We start from the raw sequence: 21,162 nt of genomic DNA, 5'->3' as shown, positions 1-21,162 counted from the left end.
CTTAATTTATGATTTTAACATGTTTCTGTTCCATGGTCCACGATATGGTCTGGCCAATAAAGCAGTAGCCTGAGGATCATTAACAATGATTTTGGCACTTGGGTCATAAATTAAAGGTCTTCCACCTAAGTCCATGGAAACATTAGCTAACAGGCAACTAGCTGTAGAAATATGTCCCTCTCCAATATCAGCGATTGGCTTGGATTTTTTATCAATGGCTGCTAAGAAATCCAACATATGCAAACGCGTAGCCGGAGCTGCATTAAGCTCGATTCGCTCTTCTGTTAAATCTTCTGGATATTTTTCTTTTTCGTAAACCACATCCATGTGCAGGCTTTTTTGCTTGGAGTCTACTGGGGTAAAATCATATTTCATGGTGCTGGCACGTAGCGTACCTTTTTCTCCATAAATGGTTAATCCCCAAGGATATTCAGGATCATTGGGTGTTCCCCAAGTACGGTGTTGCCAAACGCAGTTTAGGCCATCGTATTCAAAAACCGCAGATTGAGTATCAGAAATATTGGATTTCCCCTCTTTTTGAACATAAATACCTCCTTGTGAACTGATGCGCTTTGGCCAGCCTAAATCGAGCATCCAGCGGGCAGTATCAAACATGTGGATACACATGTCGCCCATAATGCCATTGCCATATTCCTTGAATGTTCTCCACCAACGGATATGTGGACTTCCATCATATGGTCTCATAGGGGCTGGTCCAGTCCACATCTCATAATCAAAATAGTCTGGAACAGCTTGAACTGGCGGATTACCATTATTTCTCATGTGATAATAACAGTACATTTCCACGTGGGCAACTTTTCCTAAAAGACCTTTATCAATGATTTCTTTTTTAGCGTGAATTAAATGAGGAGTACTTTTTCTTTGTGTACCTACTTGGACGACTTTACCATATTTTCTTGCGGCAGCTACCATGGCCTCTCCTTCCAATACATCCACCGAAATTGGTTTTTGAACATAGACATTCGCTCCTGCTTTGACCGCCTCAATCATTTGTAATGGATGCCAATGGTCTGGGCTTCCAATCAAAACAATATCCAATTCATTTTCGCTTAAAAGATTCCGATAATCACCATAAAGACGGGGTACTTTACCAGACTTTTGACGTTCACTCACCAATTTACCAGCTTGGTTTAATTGGTTTTTATCGACATCACATAGGGCTATCACTTCGACAGGCACTACTTGGATAAGTCGGAATAGGTCACTCTTTCCATACCAACCTGTTCCAATCAAGGCCACACGTAATGGTTTGTCAGGATGAATCAAATCAAGTCCATAAGCACCGAATTGAGACATGGCCAAACTGGCCGTGGCACCTTTTAAAAAATGTCTTCGATTAATGTTGAATGTTTTCATAGCTTGAGTAAAAAAGTTGAAACAGAAGAACCTGGAATATCTAGGTCTACCGTTTTATTTAGGTATTGAATGGGTAATTTTTGTTTTTCAGGACCTTCATTTTGAACCAATAAACAGATTTTCTTATCGGGTCTAAGAATGGCAACCATGGGTAAATGGGCTAATAAGTTAATTTTAATTCGTTTAGAACCTGCAGGGATAAATGAGGAAGCTTGTGCCATAATGTAATATGCCACATTGCGTTGGATTCCTTTGTCGATGGTAATTGCTCCCAAACATTCCGTACATCCTCCAGGGCTATGAGGCCCTAAGTTTTTGTCATTCGCTAAATTCCATTCTAAAGCTGTTTTAGCACCTTGATTCAAAGCGCCAATGACCACGTTTTTTATATGCCACATAAAATCTCCATAAAAATCACCTTTCACTCCTGTCCATTGTTCTGTGAAATAGAGGTTTTTATCTGGATGCTTTGTCCTTACTTGTGCTAATGCACTAATATCTCCGTTGTATAAATGAAAAGCTGATCCATCGATATACTGTCTCGCTTTTGGGTCATTTAAAATGGTAATGGGATACTCGGTTTTATCGCAATTATGATCGTAACAAATGATTTTTGTAGAAATGCTGTTTTTCTGAAACTGAGGCCCCAAATAATCTCGAATAAACACCAATTGATCTTCTGCCGTCATCAGCAAACTGGGGTTGTTACCAGGATGAAGCGGTTCATTTTGTGGAGTAATAGCATGAATAGTAATGCCTAATTTTTTCATCTCTTGAATGTATCTGACGAAATACCGAGCATAAACATCGTAGTACTTGAGAAGTAATTTACCTCCTTTAGAGTCCTGATTATCTTTCATCCAAGTTGGCGGACTCCAGGGAGTAGCAATTAGTTTTATTTGGGGATTGAGGGTCAGAATCTCTTTTAAGAGAGGAATAAGTGCTTTTTGTTCTTCTTGTAAACTAAACAGTTGAAGGGAATAATCTTCTTTACCAGTTGGCACATCATCATATGAAAATACCTTTTCATCCATATCTGAAGAGCCAATACTAATTCGTAGGACGGACAAATTTAATTGCCCTGACTTATTTCCAAAGAGTTCCTCTAAGAGCTCTTTCTTCTTGGCCTTATTTAGGGCCTGAATTAAATGGGCACTTCCACCTGTTAAGGTATATCCAAATCCATCGATAGTTTGATCGAAAGTGGTAAGATTTAATTTGATTGGTTCTGTTTGATTTCTGTTATTACTTGTGTCCCAGGCTAGATTTGGCATTTTTTGGAACATCTGCTTGCTCTTTGGAAGTGAAATCCAAGATTCAATGGATTGTCCAAATAAGCTCAAAGGGGTTAACAAAATAAAAAGCATCCAAATGTACTTTGGATTTGCTTTTAGAACCTTCATAAATTATGAATTTGTTTGTAAACTTAAAGATATTCATATTTTGAAATTGTTCAATTCTATCTTGCTATTTTTCAAAAAAAAAGCGAACCCTTTGGGGGCTCGCTTGCAAACACGGATTGTATTGGGTTTTGTTAAAAATATCGGTTAGAAAATTCAGTATGCGTTTTAGAATTAGGTCCCATAAATATTCGGGCATAAATCCGCATAATGGAAAGTCCATCCAGTATGAAACTCAGTGAAACCACTGCCGCTAAAGCAAATTGGTCTTCATGAATGTGTGAGAAAATAACATCTTCTCCAATAAATGTAGGTGTAATAGGAAATCCTGTCAAACCTAAACAAGCCAATAGAAACACCAAGGCTATTTTAGGATGATCTGCAGAGAGGCCATGAAAACGATTCAAGAGTATTTTACCTTCAAGTCGGAATAATCGCATGATACAAGCGTATCCAACCAAACCCGCAATGAGTATACCGCTTAAATAGATCCACGTTTCTTTGCTATCATAACTTTCATTGAATGAAATGGCTAAAGCGATGGTAATGTGGTTAATGATAACCAAAATCCAGCTTAAGCGCAGACTTCTTCTTTGCGTGAAAGATTTCAAAACAAATATTAATCCAATAGACCCTAGTATAACTGGCATGTAAAGAGTCCAGTCATTGTTGAAGTAATTTCCTTCTTTGACAATAAAAATGCCTACTAATATGGGAACAAAAATTCCAATTAACCTTTTGACAGTCAAGAAATTAAGCTTGTTTCCTGCCCATTTCATGGGATTCCATAAATATTGATACATGATGGAGTCTAAATTCCATTCTTTCAAGCATAGTAAATACAACGTATTTTGGATTTTATCTGGAAAGGAATCTTCCACAGTCTTATCTTTTGGTTCAAAATGATAAAATTGTTCCCGAATCAAATAACTAACTACGGATGGAGAAACCAACAATTGGTAAGTTCTCAAAAATGCATTTCCTGCAAAGTGAAACAGGGCTAATTTTTCAAATCCAAGCGATATCTCAATGAAAATCAATCCAATTTGAGCTATGGAAGAATAGGCAATCTGACTTTTCACGGATGATTGTACCCGAGCTATTCCTGTGGCAATCACGGCAGTAATCAATCCCATGGCTGCAATGAGAATACGAATGGAAATTTGATGTTCCCAAAAAGGAAATGTTCTCAACATTAAAAAGACTCCGATATGTACCGACAAAGACCCATAAAAAATGGCACTTGAAGGAGTTGGGCCTTCCATGGCTCTGGGAAGCCAAGATGAAAATGGTAATTGGGCTGATTTCGCACTGGCAGAAACGAGAAGCATCAAGGAAATAAAAACACCTATAAAGCTATGCGTTTGCAAATGTTCATGGACCAATTCGGCATTGTTTAATTGCGAAAAAGTAATGTTTTGATGCCATAAATGGTGGCTCGCCCACATGGCTAAAATGATCCCTACGTCGCCTATTCGATAGATAGAAAAGACTTTCACCGCATTTTTAACGGGTAAATAGCGCTCCCGATAAAAGGAAATTAATAAAAAGGATGAAATACCAAGCATCTCCCAACCGACGAACAAGGTTTCCATATTCCCAGCCAAAATGGTGATGCTATATCCTAAATAAAAGAAAAGCGTGGTATTAAAAAAGCGCTTATATCCAGGTTCACGGTGTAAGTAATATCGGGAATACAGAGTAACCAAAAAGGTTAAAATAGCTCCTACCAGAAGATATACGCTGGTGATATAATCAAATAGAAAATCAAGTTGAAATACATAATCACTGTTTTTAAACAGAATCCAACTTGTCATTTGCCATTCTGGAGCACCTAAAAATATCCAGTTGGCAACAAATAATGTAGCTATAAGCAATTGTACTCCTAGAGTACCAAAAGCTGTATAGGATATTTTACTCTCGTCGTTTTTAGGTAAGACTAAGCTTATCAAAAAACCTGCCAGAGGAATTAAAATAAATATGGGAAGGTAATTTTGCATGGTATTAGTCTTGTTGGATTAAATACACGGGGAAATTCTCTTGATTACTTTCCAATAAGCTTTCGATTTCACGAATATGATCTAATTGTTTATTGATCGGCTGATAAGGATAGAATTGCCCTTTTTCGAATATTTGGACTTCTTTTGTTTCTGGATTGACGGAAGCTAAGATGACCCAATCATTGATAAACCATTCATAAGTCTCAGGAGATTTTTGGATGGTTCTTAACACAACATCTGGGAAGTGTTCAACGATAAGTAATAATCGAATAGGATCATGAACTTCTGTCATTTGGGAAGGTAAACCAGGACGTAAATCCCCATCAATGCCATTGGCAACTCCAAACAATCCCATGACATTATGGGGTAATTTGGTTCCAGCACCCAATTTTTCGCTGTCCACGCGGGAGAAATAATATTCTAAATTAATTCCACCACAAACGGGTGCGGCAGCTTTTAAAATGTTTAATAAATAATTTCCCTCTGGATCTACCCGATAATCAAACGAGTTTAAGAAAGATCTCCTATCTAAGAAAATACCTTTAGAAAGCTCTCTACGGCCAACCAAACACAAGGCATTAGTCGCATGATTTAATTCAGGACGAGGCTCAAATAGCGATACAGAGCGTAGGCGGATCTTTTCATGAATTTCCTTCGGGCTCAGTTGCGTATTGATCGACTCAAACCGTCTAGAACGTTCTTTGGCATTTAAGTCAAGCGCTTTTTCAAATACCTTTACATGTTGCTCATGTAATTTTTGATAAATAGGATCTTTAATTTCATCATCATAAAAAACGACTTCGTCGCGCGTAGTATCATGTAATCCCCCCACAAAAATGGTTGAATCTGGAATGTCAATGCCTCTTTCTTTTAAAATAGCTCGAACTTCTGGTTTATTGGCCATTTTGCTTACTACACGTGCATTCACTGAACCTGCTCTACCAGAACATGCTCCACAATCATAGGCAGCATAATGAGGATTATTGACAGAACTGGCACCATGACCTACTGCATATACGATGGGAGCGAAATTATCCACCAAGCCAATACTTTTGAGCATTCCTTCTACTCGATTGGCCATTTCTTCAATCTTAAAGCCAATTTGTAAACCATTTTCTTGCTGGAACAAAGCATCGTAATCCACCTGTAATTGGGAAAACTTATCCATGTGACGCAAGGATGAGGCTGTAGCTGGACTCATACTAGGTTTAAAAATATTTCCAAACAATTTCAGAGCAGACCAAAAACCTAAAGTTTGAGAAATAATCCAGCCTGTATAAAAATTATGGCTGTGTTTGGAGAAATGTAGCTCTGTTTCTCTTTTCTTTTCATCCCCAATTTCTTTGATTAAGAATTTGGGTGTAACGGGTGCAGGACAAAGCTTGGAATAGAATTTACCTCCTATAGGTTGATAAAAGAATTCTACACTAAAGAATCCAGGAGTACCATAGGTATCACACTGAGGATCAAGAGATTCTAAATATCTGCGGAATGAACACTCGCGGTCATCAATACAAAATAATCCCTGAAAGCTCTTATTGCCAGTCCTTTTTGGAATTTTTGATTCTTGCTGAATTCCAGCTAAAACCTGATCATAATACGTCCATTCAAACGCTTCTTGGAAAATGGATAGAATTTCCATGACCTCAGAATGCTCGATGGGGTCTAATAAAGATGGTAGTTGATTTTCTAAGGTATTTCCTAAACCGTTCCACCCACTCGATAACAGATAATCAATGGTATCAATTTCCAATAGACATTCTAACATGATTAAATCATGCAGACTAATTTGTCTACGATCGAGCAATGTTTGTGGTAAATCTTCTACGGTAGAAACCATTCCTGACCATCCTTGATGAGCAAATTGCTGATCAAAAAGGTATTGCTCAAACAAATGAGGATGTGAACCAACTAAAATAGTTAATAAGTCTTCTAAGGTGGTATGTTCATCTAAGAGCATTTTTTTAGCTCTTTTCCCCTTAAATAAACTAACCCAACTTTTTCTTTCAAGCTCCTTAATGGCTTCTAAAAAACTTTTATTCTCAATAGGAAAGTGCCAAATGGAAATACCTTGATCTAAATAACTGGAAATCAAACGAAATAGATTGGGATGAACCATTGAATCTAAATCGATATTGAACACCTTTTTCCATTGACCTCTTAAAGCACCGATTCTAGGGTTAGGTAAGCCATCCAGCTCTTGGTGCAATAATTTGTATTTCCACTGAGTTGTTTTTTTTGCACCTTTTTTCTTTTCAATGACATTATTTAAAATATCGTCATTGATTCGTTTAGCATGATAAAGTTCACGAAACTGATCTACGCTCAGGTATACTTGGTAGCCAAGTGTAGTTTGTGCCTTTCTTAATGCCTCATGAAATGGTAAATGTTGGAAGGCATGCAACGTATTATGATGCACAAAATCCATTAATGGAGCCTGTGCGGGTAAATAATGTTTTAATTCGTGTAGTACATGCTCTACATGAAATACCTTATGTGTTGAAGTCATCTTCCTCAATTTATTATTCCCATGAGAATTAATATTCTCATGGGAATGAATGAAAAATGTAGGCGGAATGAGATGTGAATCTCAAAATGAAATTAAGAAATTGCTTGTTTCTTTTTTCTAGCTGCCAATTTGTGTTCAGAAAGTAAAATATGCTCATCAAATCCGATGATGGTAAATGTACCTCCTGCCGAAATATAATCTGCCTCAAAATGATGCAAGTTTTCCATCACGGAATGATCTACTAAATGCGTATTACTAAAGTCCATTGTTACATGCATTCCTTGTGGAATGGCATCCAATTTAGCTTTTAATCCCATATAATTAGTAAATACGGCCGCTTTAGATACTTCAACTAAATATTGATCATCATTAAATGATACCGCAACATTGGATTTAAAGAAACTGGAAATAGGTGCACCATTCAAAATATGTATTAGAATCTTGACTAACATACCAGCCGCAATACCAATTAACAAATCTTCATACAAGGTAAAGAAAATAGTTACCAAGAATATAGCCAACTGACCTTTACCAATATTAAAAATATGGATGAATTCTTTTGGATGCGCTAGTTTGATACCTACTGAAACTAACATTGCTGCTAATGCTGCATTGGGAATAAGTTCAATGACTGGAGCTGCAAATACCACAAATACCAAAATGAAGAAACCGTGGAAAAAATTTGCCCAGCGTGTTTTTGCGCCATTGTTGACATTCGCAGAACTACGAGCTACTTCTGAAATCATAGGTAAACCACCTAATATCCCTGCTAAGGTATTTCCAATACCCACTGCAATTAAATCCTTGTTAGGATTCGATTTACGCTTGAATGGATCCTGCATGTCAATGGCCTTAACGGTCAACAATGACTCTAATGAGCCAACCAAAGCAAACATGACCACATATTTGATAAATACCATTTTATTGGCAAACCCAGCAAAGTCCACATTGACATGAATGTTGTCAATCAAACTACCAATTTTTACTAAAGCAGAAGCTGGTTCAGTATGCTTGAAATCTAAAAATATCTCTGCTGGAATAGCGATACACAATACAATTAAAGCAGCAGGGATTTTGCGTAAAAAGTTGACAGGAATCTTTTGCCAAGTCATCATGATGATAAAACTTAAGATACCGACGATGGCTCCGTTTCGATCTAAATTCATCACAAACTGAGGAATAGATGCAGCTAATTCAAATGGACTTTTTCCTTTAGCTAAAATTGGGTTTACATTCAATAAAACAGGAATCTGCTTGAAAATAATGATTAAGCCAATAGCAGCCAACATGCCATGAACAGCTGAAAGCGGGAAGAAATCAACTAACTTACCCAGTTTAAATACGCCAAATAGTATTTGTACAATACCCGCAACTACAATAGCACCTAAGGCATAATGCCACCCTTGCTCTCCCCCACCAAAATCGGCAACAGCGCCTACAATAATGACAATAAGTCCAGCTGCTGGACCTTTAATAGTTAATCTAGAACCGGAAAATAAACTGACAAGAATACCGCCAATGATGGCAGTTAATAATCCCATCAATGGAGGGAATTCAGAAGCTTTAGCAATCCCTAAACTTAAAGGCAAGGCTAATAAAAATACAATAAAACCAGAAACAGCATCAGCACTGAAATTTTCTTTCAAGCCAGCTATTCCATCTTTAGGGATTTGAGACGTTACATTTTTCATTTTCATTTTTCATGTTAGCGCATTCATTTCTCCTAATACTATAAAATTGACTGACAATTTTAGAAAGAAAAATCAATGTGCGGTGGTAAAATTTGGATAGGATCCAATTAGGCGAATTAAATAAAGGATAATCTATTCGATTATTCCTAGACTCTAATATTCCTAAACAGTATGAAAAATGGATTTGTAGAATCGCTATTTGCCTTCATGGAAGGAATAGCTGTCGAAATTAATGCCCCAGAATAGGGATCATTGAATGAAAAATGGTTAGGTAAGTTGAAATCGAGAAAGTGGAATTCCAGACTAGAAGATTCTTCATCCTCTTCCGTATTATCTCGGTCTTCTTCAAATAAAAGGTTAAAAAAACTAAGCTCTTTTTGCTCCGTTTCTTTAACCTTAAAATGGCTATCAATTGTACTTTCTTGATGTATACCAATAACTTGCTTCATCGAGGCCGTAACCATGAAGAAGAAGATACTGATAAATAATAAGAAGTGACGGTTGATATTCATAAAAACCTGCGAAAGGTACAAATGTATATTTAATTTCTTAAAGATGATAAAAATTCTACGACATCCCTAATTTCTCTCTTAGACATTAGGCTTCCCATAGGTGGCATACTGGATGGGAAATTCTCTCTAGACTTGATACGAGATATTGCAATTTTCAAAGGCTCAGCTTCTGATGTTTTCAACTGAATCATACTTTCCGTTTCAGAAATAACCGTTCCACTAACTTCTTGACCATCTGTTAATTTCAAATTAATAGTGCCATAACCTGGCGCAATTCGCTCACTTGGCTCAATTAAAGCTTGTAAAATTTGCTCTCTACTTAAACGACGGCCAATACCTTTTAAAGAAGGTCCAACAATCCCTCCCTCTCCACCAGCATTGTGACAGCGAACGCATTGAACTGTTTGATTTCTGTAGAAAATGGCATTTCCAGCTTGAATACTTCCACCAAACATGGCATCTTTAAATTCATCTGTCAGCGTACCTTTTGTTTTCAAGGCATCTAATTTGGCAATTAATCTTTGAGAGTTAGTAGCCTCTACTGCTTCCACTAAATCTAATCGAATATCATTGGATAATTTATTCCCTATCATGCGTTGAATTAAATCAGCCAAAACATCTTCTGTATTATCGACAGGCATTTTACCAATACTTTGTAATAATTGCTGTTGCTCAACAACGCTCCCCTTTTCTATGATAGGATTTACTACATTCGGCAATTGAGCTTTAGATAAATCCACTTTATCTAAGAAACCAAGAGAAGCTCCTCTAACACTCCTATCGGCATCGTTCATTCCTTTCTGAATAATTAAGGACAAATTGGCATCTTTCAAGGCTACTAAGGAACTTAAATGAGCTGCTCTCACTTTCGCATTCACATGATTCAAGAAAATTTGAGTCTGCTCACTCTTGAAATCCGTCATTTTTAATTCCGATAATAATTTCGCTGTGGCAATCAGAACTTCAGGATTAGTACTTCTTAGAAAAGTAGCAATCTTAGGATAAATACGACCCACCACATCGGCTGGATTTCTTTGTAATGTGCCTCTATGACGACCATCTACACGATCTAACACAGATGGGTTAGCCCATGAACCTAAGGTAGCAATAGCCTCTGCACGAATGACATCAGATATATCATTTCTCTCACTGAATTGAATTAAGGCATCGATTTCTTTGCTAGTACCAACACGTAAACAAGCGTTGATAGCTCTACGTAATAATGGTTCTCCTTTCCAAGCTTTATTGTTTAATGCGGCTGCTAAAGCAGGTAGTGCTGCAGGAATAGATTCATCGTCATTGATAGCTCTGGCCGCTTCTGTAGCAATATATTCATCGGAGTCTTGTAAAAATAAAGCGACTTTTGGACTAGATAAACGACGTAATACTAACACTGCTGCTGTTTTTAAGGCAGTATTTGATGAACTTGCCAAGGCCACCAAAGGTTCTTCTTTTCCAATTCTAGCTAATGCTAAAACTGCAGCATGGCGGATATAATGATCCTCATCGTTATTTTTTTCAATGACCTTTAATAAACTAGGAATGGCATTTTCCGATTTGATTCGTCCTACTGCTTGACAAGCAAAGAAGCTTACCCGTGGATTTTTGGAATCAATTAATTGAATCAATCGACCTTCATGATCTTTATTAAAAATGTCACCCAAAACTTTTGCTGCTTGAGCTACGATTTCCTCATCTTGATCTTGTAATTGTTCACCTAACAAGGCTCCCACTTTAACATCTGTGGTACCAAGCTGTCCCATTCCCCATATTCCATGAATTCGAGCCAATTGATTTTCTTTTTGTTGAATGGCTTTTTGAAATATTGCTACCGAAGCATTGCCTCTTTTAGCTAACTCAAATTGGGCTTTCATGCGTACACGTAAGTCGTTATAGAATAATAAATCATACAAAGTGTTAGCATGTTGCTTCTCATAATCCAATTGAATTAAACGCTTAGTTTCTGCTCTTTCTTTATCTAAATCATTGTTTTTAGCATCTACATCAATTTTCCAAACTCGGCCATAGTGTTTCACATCCCAGCCATTTACCCAGTCGGCAGCATACAAAGCACCATCTGGTCCAAAGCGCATACCAGTTGGTAAAATCCCACTAACCACATCTTCTTCAGATTTAAAATCAAAAGTCGCACCCTTAGGTTTTAAATCAAATGACCAAATGTGGGAAGCATTAGGATTGCCTACAAATTCCACTAAAAAGAATTTATTGGTCCATTTTTTACCAAGGGCAGTTCCCGGATTGAATAACATTCCGGTAGGTCCATTATGGTAGTTTCTGATTGGAGGAATGATGTATGCAGCTTGTCCTTTCCAACGAGGCACATACAATCTTTCATCCATCCATACTTTGTATAAATTATTTCCCGGATCGGTATATTTACCGTATTGCCAGTTGGATCTCCAACCCGCATCTGAACCTTCTACAATATGTACTAAACGCTCACTTTCGCCTGGATGGTCACCATCATTGTCAGAACTAATTAAATTACCATAGTGATCAAATACGAATTCATGTGTATTACGTAATCCAGAAGCAAATACTTCAAAATTACTTCCATCAGGATTTGAACGTACAATTACTCCTGAATTAGGATATTTGTACTGCTTGCCATCTAAAGCGGTAATGTTGGCTCCAATATCTCCAATTTGCCAATAAATTTTACCGTCTGGACCTTCTATGACCCCCGACATACCATGACCTCCAAATCCAATATGAACGCCATAACCGGTGGAAATTGATACTGGTTCAGTTAATAAACCATTTTTCTTCGTGTTATTTAAACGCCATAAATCAGGTCCAACAGCTATAAAGGCATCTTTTTTACGAATTAAAATCCCTCCAGCGACGTCGGTATACTCTTCGTGAAATCCATTAAATACTCGTGTAGCTTGATCAGCTAATCCATCTCCATTTTTGTCTTCAATTTTCCAGATTTCTTCTTTTTCTACTTTCAGGTCATTCACATCATGAATACCATCTTTGTTTAAATCTGGTAACCAATCGTTTTTGGCAGAATTTTCTGAAGCAAAAGTCTTATGTAAAAATGCTTTTCTATCTGCGACCGACTGAAAACCAATGGATTCTGTCATCCAATCACGATGTCCACGAATATCAAATTCCGAATATTTACCACGATTGGTACGAGTAATGTATACCGCACCTTTATCATCCATATCAATTCCAACAGGATCTGGGGCTAAGGAATCAGAAGCAAATCGAGTTATCTGTAAACCAGGTGCAATTTTAATGGGTAATTTTTCTTTGGCAGTCTTAGCTTTTTCTGCCAAATTATCTTGATCCTCAAGAATGACACGGTAAGTATCTTTTTCCAAAGAATTACTACAAGAATAGGATATTGCGGAAACTAGCCCAAGCGCATAAAGAAATTTTAATTTCATGGTAAATATGGTTTTCAAAAGCAAAATTTTTCAATCAGAATTACAAACATAAAAAGACAAAGCCACATATTTTATACCCGTATCTTGAAAAAAAGGAATCTCTTGGGAGATTTGGAGTATGTTCTGGAATTTATTCAGGCTGACCATGAAAAAAATGTATTTTTGTTTGATTAACATCAACACTATGAAATTTAGAATTATCCTCCTCTCCTTCTCTTTGATTTTCTTTGGAATCAATCTGTGTCAGGCCATAGAAATCAATCCTAACCAACTGAATGCATGGAAAGCCCAATCCAAACGAGTAAAAATTATTCGAGATGAATATGGGGTTCCCCATATTTATGGCAAATCCGATGCTGATGCGGTATTTGGCTTGTTATACGCCCAATGTGAAGATGATTTTATGCGAGTTGAGATGAACTATATCGAGAAATTAGGCCGTAAAGCCGAAGTTTTTGGTCCAAGTGAATTAGCGAATGATTTATATATTCGTTTGATAATCAGTCAGGAAGAAGCGAAACAAGAATATCAAACAAGTCCTATTTGGTTAAAGAAATTACTGCAAGCTTATGCAGATGGTATAAACTATTATTTGTACAAACATCCAGAAGTTAAACCAGCCTTATTATCTCATTTTGAACCATGGTATCCCCTATTATGGACGGACGGAAGCATTGGAGCCATTTCCACTGGAAGTGTCAATCAAGCGGAGGTTGCCAAGTTTTACGGCTTATCAGGAAATAAATTAAGTTACATAAAAAAGAATCCTTTGGATCCAGAGGCTGATCTAACAGGTTCAAATGGTTTTGCCGTCGGTCCTGCCAAATCAAGATCGGGAAATTCTCTTTTCTATATCAATCCACATGTTACCTTTTATTTTCGACCAGAAGTGCATGTAAACAGTGAACAGGGATTACATGTATACGGAGCTGTAACCTGGGGTCAATTTTTCGTATATCAAGGATTTAATCAATTTGGAGGTTGGATGCATACCTCTAGTCAGGTGGATGTCGCAGATAATTATGCTGAAACTACCCGTGAGGGGAAGCAAGGCAGAGAATATCTTTTAGATGGGAAATGGCTTCCAATAAAAGAGCAACGCATTGTTTTACAAGCCAAAGGACAGCCAGCTCAATCCATTCCAGTTTATTTTAATCACCGTGGACCTATCATGGCTGAAAGAAATGGAAAGTGGATTTCAGTGAAGTCATATAATCGATCCATTAAAAGTTTAATCCAAAGTTGGGCTAGAACCAAAACCAGAAGTTTTGAGGAATTTCAATCGGTGATGAACATGCGGGCTAATACGTCCAACAACACGGTTTATGCCGGTAAAAACGGTCGAATAGCTTATTGGCATGGTAATTTTGTACCTAAAAGACAACCTGAAATCGATTGGTCCTTGGTTCAAGATGGAACAAAATCGTCTCTGGATTGGAAGGGTTTACATCCATTGAAGGAAATTGTGCAGTCCATAGACCCTGCTAGTGGCTGGATTCAAAATTGCAATTCTACCCCATTTACGGTTTCAGGTTTTTCTAGCCCACAAAAATCGAAATATCCAGTGTATATGGCTCCAGATGCAGAAAACTTCCGAGACAGAAATGCTTTTCGATTATTTTCTACTGCCGAAAAACTTAACTTAGATGAGTTGATTCATCTTGGTTATAATCGCAAGTTAACCGCCTTTGAATTACTGATTCCAGCTTTAGTCAAGGCTGGAGAATCAAGAAATGTGACTAATAGCTCTGCTTCTTTCAAGGGGGCAATTGATACGCTGAAACGATGGGATTACCATGCTAGGTTAAATTCAGTAGCTCAAACCTTAGCCATTCAATGGGGCCAAAAAATGCTTTTGAAAATACCAAGAAAACAGATGTTTGGTGGAGAAATCGACTTAATACAAAGCATAGTAGCCTACATTGCATCAGGTAAGGGTGAAGAAATGTGTCAAGTCTTAGAAATCGTTTTGCAAGATTTGAATAAAAATTGGGGAACCTGGCAAGTAGCGTGGGGAGAGTTAAATCGCTTACAACGCATTGGAAATCAAGTTGAATTGACTTTTGATGATGCTCAGGCTAGTTACCCTGTTCCTTTCGCTTCTTCTACCTGGGGTATGTTACCATCATATAATAGCAAGGCCTTTTCTAATACCAAGAAATGGTATGGGGTGAATGGGAATAGTTTTATTTGTGCTGTAGAATTTGGGCCAAAAATTAAAGCTAAATCTTTATTGGCAGGTGGACAAAGTGGCGATGTCCGTTCACCTCATTTTTTTGATCAAGGGCAGCAATATGCCGAAGGAAAATTCAAGGATGTACATTTTTATTTTGAAGATGTATTGAAGCATCAGAAATCAGCATATCATCCTTAAATTAATTGTAAAAGAAGTCAAATGTTGTAATTTAGTTGGATTAATTTGCGGATATGTCTCAGTCTATTGTTTCCAGATTTCAATATGAAGCTATCTTCAATGAGGCAGCGATTGGTATTCTGGTGACGGATTCTTCGAGTAATGTCATCATGACAAACAATTTTGCGGATCGTCTATTTGGTTACGCCCCCAATGAATTAAAGGGTAAGAATATTGATATACTGATTCCCAATCACTTGCGATCTCGGCATCATGGACATCAAGCAAAATATGCCGAACATCCACAAGATCGGCCTATGGGCGTTGGTTTGGATTTGAAGGCTAAAAGAAAAGATGAATCTCTCTTTCCTGTTGAAATTAGTTTAAGCCATTTTAAAGAAGATGGTCAAATGTTTTACATCGCTTTTATTAGTGATGTGACCTTGAAACGCAAGGTAGAAATGGAGCTGATTTTGAAGAATCAGGAGATCAATCAATTGAATGAAACCTTAGAAGAGGAAGTAAAAGCAAGAACGCAAGCATTACAAAATACCTTAGAGAAATTAGAAGCTAATACCTTAGAATTAGAAAATGCCTTACAAAAGGAAAAGGAGTTAGGAGATTTAAAAACACGTTTTGTGTCCATGGCTTCTCATGAGTTTAGGACTCCCCTTACCTCTATTTTAAGTTCTGCAACTTTGTTGGAGAAGTATCAAAAAGCAGAAGAGCAAGAAAAACGAGAACAGCATATCCGACGTATAAAGGCTTCTGTAAATCATTTAACGATGATTTTAGAGGAATTTTTATCGGTAGGAAAACTAGAATCTGGGCATGTTGAGATTCATGCTTCGACGATTGAATTGGAACCCTTGTTTTTAGAAATTAAAGCAGATCTGATTCCGTATAAAAAAACCAATCAAAAAATTATCTTGGATTTTGATGCTCCCGAAACCTGGGTGAGTGATGAATCTGTTTTAAGAAAAATCTTATTGAATGCTCTTTCCAATGCCTTGAAATTTTCCAATGATAGCGTTGATTTAATCGTTAAAGAGGAAAATAACATCTTAAAAATCACGATCTGTGATAAAGGAATTGGAATTAGTGAGGAAGATAAAAAACATTTATTTGAACGATTTTTCAGAGGAAGTAATGCTACTGTGATTCCTGGAACAGGTTTAGGATTACATCTAATTGATCGATATTTGGAATTGATCAATGGTCAACTGAAATTAGAATCAGAATTGAACCAAGGAACTCAACTTACCATAGAAATACCGAGATTAAACCATGATGAATAAAATATTACTTATTGAAGACAGTGATGATATCCGCGAGAACACGGCTGAATTGCTGGAATTATCAGGTTATGTGGTAGAAACTGCAGCTGATGGTATTGAAGGGGTTCGAATGGCTCAACAAAATCTACCAGACTTAGTGATTTGTGATATCATGATGCCGCACCTAGATGGTTTTGGTGTTTTACAGGTATTTTCAAATCATGAATATCTTTCAAAAGTTCCGTTTATTTTCTTAACGGCCAAAACAGATCGTTCGGATATGCGCAAAGGCATGGAGATGGGCGCTGATGATTTTTTGACTAAGCCATTTCAAGAAGTAGAACTATTACGTTCTATTGAAACTAGGTTAAAAAAGAAATCACTTCAGCGAACAGAAGGGTTTGTAGATGCGGAATTACAAACTGAAGTTTCTTTAGCTCAAAAAGCCTTAGATTTTCTTGATTTCACCCATTTTGATGGAGAGAAAAGGACACATCATGTGCAGAAAAAGCAAAGTATATATACGGAAGGCGATAGTCCATCTCGTTTGTTTTTCTTAGAAAAAGGTAAAATTAAAACATACCATACTAACCGTGAAGGAAAGTATTTTATTACTTCATTCATCAAAGAAGGTGAGTTTTTTGGCTATGTGGATATTCTTGAAAATCAAATTTATCGAGAAACAGCAGAAGCTTTAGAGGAGTCTGTGATTTTAAGTATTTCCTCCAATGAGTTCAAAGATTTACTTAAGCAAAATATTCATTTAGAGATTTATTTCAGAAAGGCCTTAACAAGTTATCTCATGAAAAATGAGAAAATCTTAGTTTCCATGGCTTATCAATCTTTACGTATTAGGGTTTCTATGGCTTTAGTTGAGTTAGCTAAGACTTATGGGAAAGATGTCAATGGGCCTGTTGTAATTCGCCTATCTCGAGAAGATTTAGCCTCTCGTGTGGGTACGGCTACCGAGACAGTCATTCGAACATTAAGTGATTTTAAAAAAGAAGGTTTATTGGAAATAAGAGGAAGTGAAATGACCCTCTTAGATGTTAATAAACTGGCAAATTTGCGCTATTAGAGCTAAATGGATGACAAATAATAGGACTTAGTGGAGAATTCTTCAAGTAATTCGAGTGACTCATTCCTATTCCCCATGCTCCCCGAAACAAGAGCAAAAAAGCGACAGCCCAGCTCAAGTACTTCACGTATTGCATTAAATTCTTTTGCTTGTTTTCTAACCACCGAAAACCTAAGATAGCCGTGGTGATGGCAGGTAATGTACTTAAGCCAAATATAAACATTGTCCAGGCGCCCAACATGGGACTCGGTTGAATTAAGGCTAAACTAAGTCCTCCAATCACTAAACCGCAGGGTAACAATCCATTTCCCACACCTAAAAAGAAATGGCCAATGATTCCCATTCCTCTCCCCGATTTTTGTAAAGGTTTTCCTATCCAACGATACAGAAAATCGAATGAACTGTCTTTAAGTTTTCCACTGGATAGTAAAACCAAAACTATTCCTGCAAATAAGTAATAAAAATGCCACCAAGTTGGGAATATCCAAATAGAGCCCATACTGGCTACAACTAAGCCAAGAATAGAATAAGTTAAAATTCGGCCTATTTGATAGATAATCGTACTGGTATTGGCTTGTTGGTTCTTTTGCCTTACATGAAGCATAATAGGGCCACACATAGCCACACAATGCCAGCTACCTGCTAAACCTATTAAAAAGCTGAGATACCAAGTTTGCATTAAGGAACTATAATACGATGATCTTCCAGATAGCTTTTATCTGCCACCATCCATTCAATATTAATTTTCCAGGGACCTTTCGACAAGAATTCTCCAGGAATAGTCCAGATGCTATCACTTGGATTTTTCAATGTAAACGACTTGTCTTGCGCAGCAGATGAAGGACGAAAGAAATTAACTTTGACATCATGCGAGCCATTGGGTATGTTTAATTTTACTTCTTTAGTCGTGGAATTAAACTGTAGTTCTACCTTTTTAGCTAATAAGGCCGTTTCCTTTCTTTGATCTATTTTCTTTTGAAATTTCTGTCCATCTTCATAGTAATGATCACCAACCAATTCGATGGTTTCATGCGTCATATTGACATAAAAATAGGCCATAAATGCACCAAAAAGTATAAATACACCAATGATGGCATGTCCCCAATTCAACGATTTTTTTTCTGTATTACTCATCAGGTTGTATAAATCTAGTTTTGATTGTTTCTTTTTTACCCTCTTTATTCAGGATTTGAATTTCAACTTTGTCTTTACTTTTCCATGCACCCATGGGTGCTTTGATGAAAAATTCTGACTTCACCATTTTACCAGGTTCGATACCATTTGGTGGTGTTCCAACCCATTGAATGCGCATGGGAGCCTCAATTTGAAACTCTAAATTTTGCAAATCCAGCGATTTGTTCAAAATCTCAATGGAGTACAAATTACTCACTTCTTTGTTTTTTTCATCCAATTGGAAAGTCATGCCAGGAGTTCTTAATAATGTAGTTTCCCATGGACTTCTCGTGAGTAATAAAAAGGCAATTGCTGCCACTAATAATACCAGCACCCCGCTGTATGCACCAATTCTTAAATTAAATTTCAATTTTTTCTTTTCATTGATACCATTGACAGAATCATAACGGATTAAGTTTTTAGGCTTATTGATTTTTTCCATGACTTCATCACAAGCATCTATGCAAGATGTACAACCAATGCACTCCAGTTGATTACTACCATTCCGTATATCAATTCCTGTTGGGCATACTCGTACACACCAATGACAATCAATGCAATCCCCTTGATGACTCTGATCAACGCCTTTTTGTATCTTTCCTCTAGGCTCTCCTCGTTGGTGATCATAGGAAACCAATATGGAATTATTATCTAGCAAAACCCCTTGAAGTCGACCATAAGGACAAACCACGATACATACTAACTCCCGGAATCTCGCAAAGACAAAATAAAAGGTACCAGTAAATAATAGGATAGCAAATAAGCCTGCCAAATGTTCTAAAGGAGGTTCAGTCACCAATTTAATCCATTCCTTTTTACCTAAGATATACATCAAAAAGGTATTTGAAATGGCGAATGACAATAGAATGAATAAGCTATGTTTACTAACTCGTTTAATTATTTTACTACTATCCCAAGGTGCGGCATCCAATCTTTTTTGAGCTTTATCATCTCCATCAATCCAATATTCTATTTTACGAAATAACATTTCCATGAAGATGGTTTGCGGACATGCCCATCCACACCATACCCGACCAAACAAAACGGTGAATAAGCTGATGAAGATTAAGGAGGCAACCAAGCCTAGAGCTACTAAATGGAAATCTTGAGGAAAGAAAGGAACACCAAAAAAGATGAATTTCCGCTCAATGACATTAAATAAAAATACGGGTTCACCTTTTCTTTCTACCCAAGGCAATCCAAAAAGCAAGAGCATCAATAGGTAGGAGAAATAGGTTCTTAGGCGATATAATCGACCTATGATTCTACCTGGGTATATCCAAAGACGTTTACCATCTTTGGTTTGATTATATAGATGATTACGATAATCATCATTTTCTAAACTGATATTTGACATATAAAAAAGAAGGTCCGTTTCCGGACCTTTTTAACTTAAAATGGAGCCTTTTCTCTACAAGTACTTATACCAAAAGGTTTATACAGGGGGCAAAAACGAACAATTCCTGTTAAGGCAATAATGCCCGCAACTACATATACTACTACGGATAAATTCTCAGGAATTATCCCAGCATAGGTTAAGATGGCAAGCGCTACTGCAGCAGCAATTCGCGCAATCCGATCTGTACGTCCAACATTCTGTTTCATATAAGTTGAGATTTGATTACTATTTTTGCTCAGTACCTTGAGGTTCTTTAGCCCCTGGAGGGTTACTTCCTTGCAAAGTTAGAATGTAGGAAGAAACTTGTTGAATTTGAATAGGATTCAATGTTTTGTTCCAGGCAATCATCCCTTTTTCCGGTACACCATTCGTGATGGTATGGAATAAGTCCTTAATACTTCCACCGTGTAACCAATACACATCGGTTAAATTTGGACCTACGCCACCTTGACCTTTATCACCATGACAAGCTACACAATTTGTAGAATAAATAGTAGAACCCTCTGTTAAATCTTTTGCAGCACTTAGGGCCTTTACATTATCCTCGTTAACTGAATTGGCGAATTTCTTCATGTATTCGTCTCTTGCTTTCTCAGCAATTGCTACTTCTGTTTTGTATTCTGTCTCTTGGGTATTGCCATCTTGAGCTATGTGGTAATAGAACAAATAAACGACACCAAATAAGATTGTAATATAAAACAGATACATAAACCAAGGTGGAGTTGGATTATCTAACTCCACAATTCCATCGTATTGATGTTCCATTTCTAGATCTTTTTCCTTTTCTAAAGGCTTTAATCCAGTAAATTTCTGCCACCAACTTAAGGACACTTCCTCCTCCTGTTTAGTTGGATCTAAGGTTAATTTCTTTAGTGCAGAAGAAAGCTGCATCGTGACGATTAATACCAAAATGCTTGTTAAAAGTATCAAGCTGATTAACCAAATTTCTGTGAATGAATTAAACATATTGTTAT

Annotated in this window: 15 protein-coding genes; 3 read left to right on the top strand and 12 right to left on the bottom strand. The window is 37.1% G+C overall.

All coding sequences use genetic code 11. From position 1 onward, the window contains the following. Positions 1-6 precede the first annotated feature (6 nt). From EWU22_RS09585 to EWU22_RS09555, 7 genes are all read right to left on the bottom strand, one after another. On the bottom strand, positions 7-1,377 hold the full coding sequence (locus EWU22_RS09585) for a Gfo/Idh/MocA family protein (RefSeq protein ID WP_130925348.1): 1,371 nt from the start codon (positions 1,375-1,377) through the stop codon (positions 7-9). After that, a complete protein-coding gene (locus tag EWU22_RS09580) occupies positions 1,374-2,780 on the bottom strand; it encodes a glycoside hydrolase family 30 protein (RefSeq protein WP_130925347.1) in 1,407 nt (468 codons plus the stop codon). The genes EWU22_RS09585 and EWU22_RS09580 overlap by 4 nt, the downstream gene beginning before the upstream one ends. Before the next feature lie 131 nt (positions 2,781-2,911). Further along, complete coding sequence (locus EWU22_RS09575) at positions 2,912-4,777, bottom strand: proton-conducting transporter transmembrane domain-containing protein (RefSeq protein WP_130925346.1); 1,866 nt, start codon at positions 4,775-4,777, stop codon at positions 2,912-2,914. A 4-nt stretch (positions 4,778-4,781) separates the two neighbouring features. Beyond that, the gene (locus tag EWU22_RS09570) at positions 4,782-7,286 is read right to left on the bottom strand and encodes a YbcC family protein (RefSeq protein WP_130925345.1); all 2,505 of its coding nucleotides are present in this window, start codon (positions 7,284-7,286) and stop codon (positions 4,782-4,784) included. Between the two features lie 92 nt (positions 7,287-7,378). Further along, positions 7,379-8,977 (bottom strand): SulP family inorganic anion transporter, encoded by a 1,599-nt coding sequence (locus EWU22_RS09565; protein ID WP_109325054.1) that lies wholly within the window; start codon positions 8,975-8,977, stop codon positions 7,379-7,381. A 146-nt stretch (positions 8,978-9,123) separates the two neighbouring features. After that, positions 9,124-9,489, bottom strand: a complete 366-nt coding sequence (locus EWU22_RS09560; protein WP_130925344.1) for a hypothetical protein — start codon at positions 9,487-9,489, stop codon at positions 9,124-9,126. Positions 9,490-9,518: 29 nt separating this feature from the next. Next, entirely contained in the window at positions 9,519-12,908 is a 3,390-nt protein-coding gene (locus EWU22_RS09555; protein WP_130925343.1) for a HEAT repeat domain-containing protein, read from the bottom strand. Between the two features lie 184 nt (positions 12,909-13,092). Between EWU22_RS09555 and EWU22_RS09550 the strand changes: the two genes are divergently transcribed. The 3 genes from EWU22_RS09550 to EWU22_RS09540 are packed head-to-tail and all read left to right on the top strand — an operon-like array spanning position 13,093 to position 17,616. Further along, positions 13,093-15,282 (top strand): penicillin acylase family protein, encoded by a 2,190-nt coding sequence (locus EWU22_RS09550; protein WP_130925342.1) that lies wholly within the window; start codon positions 13,093-13,095, stop codon positions 15,280-15,282. Between the two features lie 53 nt (positions 15,283-15,335). Next, positions 15,336-16,559 carry a PAS domain-containing sensor histidine kinase gene (locus EWU22_RS09545; protein WP_130925341.1) on the top strand — a complete coding sequence of 408 codons (1,224 nt, stop codon included), beginning with the start codon at positions 15,336-15,338 and terminating at the stop codon, positions 16,557-16,559. Continuing rightward, positions 16,549-17,616, top strand: coding sequence for a response regulator (locus EWU22_RS09540; RefSeq protein ID WP_231962871.1), 1,068 nt, complete (start codon positions 16,549-16,551; stop codon positions 17,614-17,616). Before EWU22_RS09545 ends, EWU22_RS09540 begins: the two co-directional genes overlap by 11 nt. Here EWU22_RS09540 and EWU22_RS09535 read toward each other — a convergent pair. Genes EWU22_RS09535 through EWU22_RS09515 form a run of 5 tightly spaced genes read right to left on the bottom strand, consistent with a single transcriptional unit; the run spans position 17,588 to position 21,154 of the window. Then, positions 17,588-18,295 (bottom strand): sulfite exporter TauE/SafE family protein, encoded by a 708-nt coding sequence (locus tag EWU22_RS09535; protein ID WP_130925340.1) that lies wholly within the window; start codon positions 18,293-18,295, stop codon positions 17,588-17,590. The genes EWU22_RS09540 and EWU22_RS09535 overlap by 29 nt on opposite strands. Beyond that, a complete protein-coding gene (locus tag EWU22_RS09530; RefSeq protein WP_130925339.1) occupies positions 18,295-18,750 on the bottom strand; it encodes a FixH family protein in 456 nt (151 codons plus the stop codon). Before EWU22_RS09530 ends, EWU22_RS09535 begins: the two co-directional genes overlap by 1 nt. Continuing rightward, positions 18,743-20,146, bottom strand: coding sequence for a cytochrome c oxidase accessory protein CcoG (ccoG, locus tag EWU22_RS09525; protein ID WP_109323095.1), 1,404 nt, complete (start codon positions 20,144-20,146; stop codon positions 18,743-18,745). The genes EWU22_RS09530 and ccoG overlap by 8 nt, the downstream gene beginning before the upstream one ends. Positions 20,147-20,181: 35 nt before the next feature. Continuing rightward, positions 20,182-20,394 (bottom strand): YgaP family membrane protein, encoded by a 213-nt coding sequence (locus EWU22_RS09520; protein ID WP_109323094.1) that lies wholly within the window; start codon positions 20,392-20,394, stop codon positions 20,182-20,184. 19 nt (positions 20,395-20,413) lie between these two features. Next, positions 20,414-21,154, bottom strand: coding sequence for a cbb3-type cytochrome c oxidase N-terminal domain-containing protein (locus tag EWU22_RS09515; RefSeq protein ID WP_130925338.1), 741 nt, complete (start codon positions 21,152-21,154; stop codon positions 20,414-20,416). Positions 21,155-21,162: the final 8 nt, after the last annotated feature.

It is taken from the genome of Aquirufa nivalisilvae, from assembly GCF_004307455.1.
GTDB classification, from domain to species: domain Bacteria; phylum Bacteroidota; class Bacteroidia; order Cytophagales; family Spirosomataceae; genus Aquirufa; species Aquirufa nivalisilvae.
The sequence above is the reverse complement of the archived record's forward strand: the minus strand, read 5'-3'. Positions and strand labels throughout refer to the sequence as shown.

Bases quoted from the DNA above. Each gene is read 5' to 3' on its own strand.
- EWU22_RS09585 (WP_130925348.1), bottom strand. From the start codon at position 1,377: ATGAAAACATTCAACATTAATCGAAGACATTTTTTAAAAGGTGCCACG.
- EWU22_RS09580 (WP_130925347.1), bottom strand. From the start codon at position 2,780: ATGAAGGTTCTAAAAGCAAATCCAAAGTACATTTGGATGCTTTTTATT.
- EWU22_RS09575 (WP_130925346.1), bottom strand. From the start codon at position 4,777: ATGCAAAATTACCTTCCCATATTTATTTTAATTCCTCTGGCAGGTTTT.
- EWU22_RS09570 (WP_130925345.1), bottom strand. From the start codon at position 7,286: ATGACTTCAACACATAAGGTATTTCATGTAGAGCATGTACTACACGAA.
- EWU22_RS09565 (WP_109325054.1), bottom strand. From the start codon at position 8,977: ATGAAAAATGTAACGTCTCAAATCCCTAAAGATGGAATAGCTGGCTTG.
- EWU22_RS09560 (WP_130925344.1), bottom strand. From the start codon at position 9,489: ATGAATATCAACCGTCACTTCTTATTATTTATCAGTATCTTCTTCTTC.
- EWU22_RS09555 (WP_130925343.1), bottom strand. From the start codon at position 12,908: ATGAAATTAAAATTTCTTTATGCGCTTGGGCTAGTTTCCGCAATATCC.
- EWU22_RS09550 (WP_130925342.1), top strand. From the start codon at position 13,093: ATGAAATTTAGAATTATCCTCCTCTCCTTCTCTTTGATTTTCTTTGGA.
- EWU22_RS09545 (WP_130925341.1), top strand. From the start codon at position 15,336: ATGTCTCAGTCTATTGTTTCCAGATTTCAATATGAAGCTATCTTCAAT.
- EWU22_RS09540 (WP_231962871.1), top strand. From the start codon at position 16,549: ATGATGAATAAAATATTACTTATTGAAGACAGTGATGATATCCGCGAG.
- EWU22_RS09535 (WP_130925340.1), bottom strand. From the start codon at position 18,295: ATGCAAACTTGGTATCTCAGCTTTTTAATAGGTTTAGCAGGTAGCTGG.
- EWU22_RS09530 (WP_130925339.1), bottom strand. From the start codon at position 18,750: ATGAGTAATACAGAAAAAAAATCGTTGAATTGGGGACATGCCATCATT.
- ccoG (WP_109323095.1), bottom strand. From the start codon at position 20,146: ATGTCAAATATCAGTTTAGAAAATGATGATTATCGTAATCATCTATAT.
- EWU22_RS09520 (WP_109323094.1), bottom strand. From the start codon at position 20,394: ATGAAACAGAATGTTGGACGTACAGATCGGATTGCGCGAATTGCTGCT.
- EWU22_RS09515 (WP_130925338.1), bottom strand. From the start codon at position 21,154: ATGTTTAATTCATTCACAGAAATTTGGTTAATCAGCTTGATACTTTTA.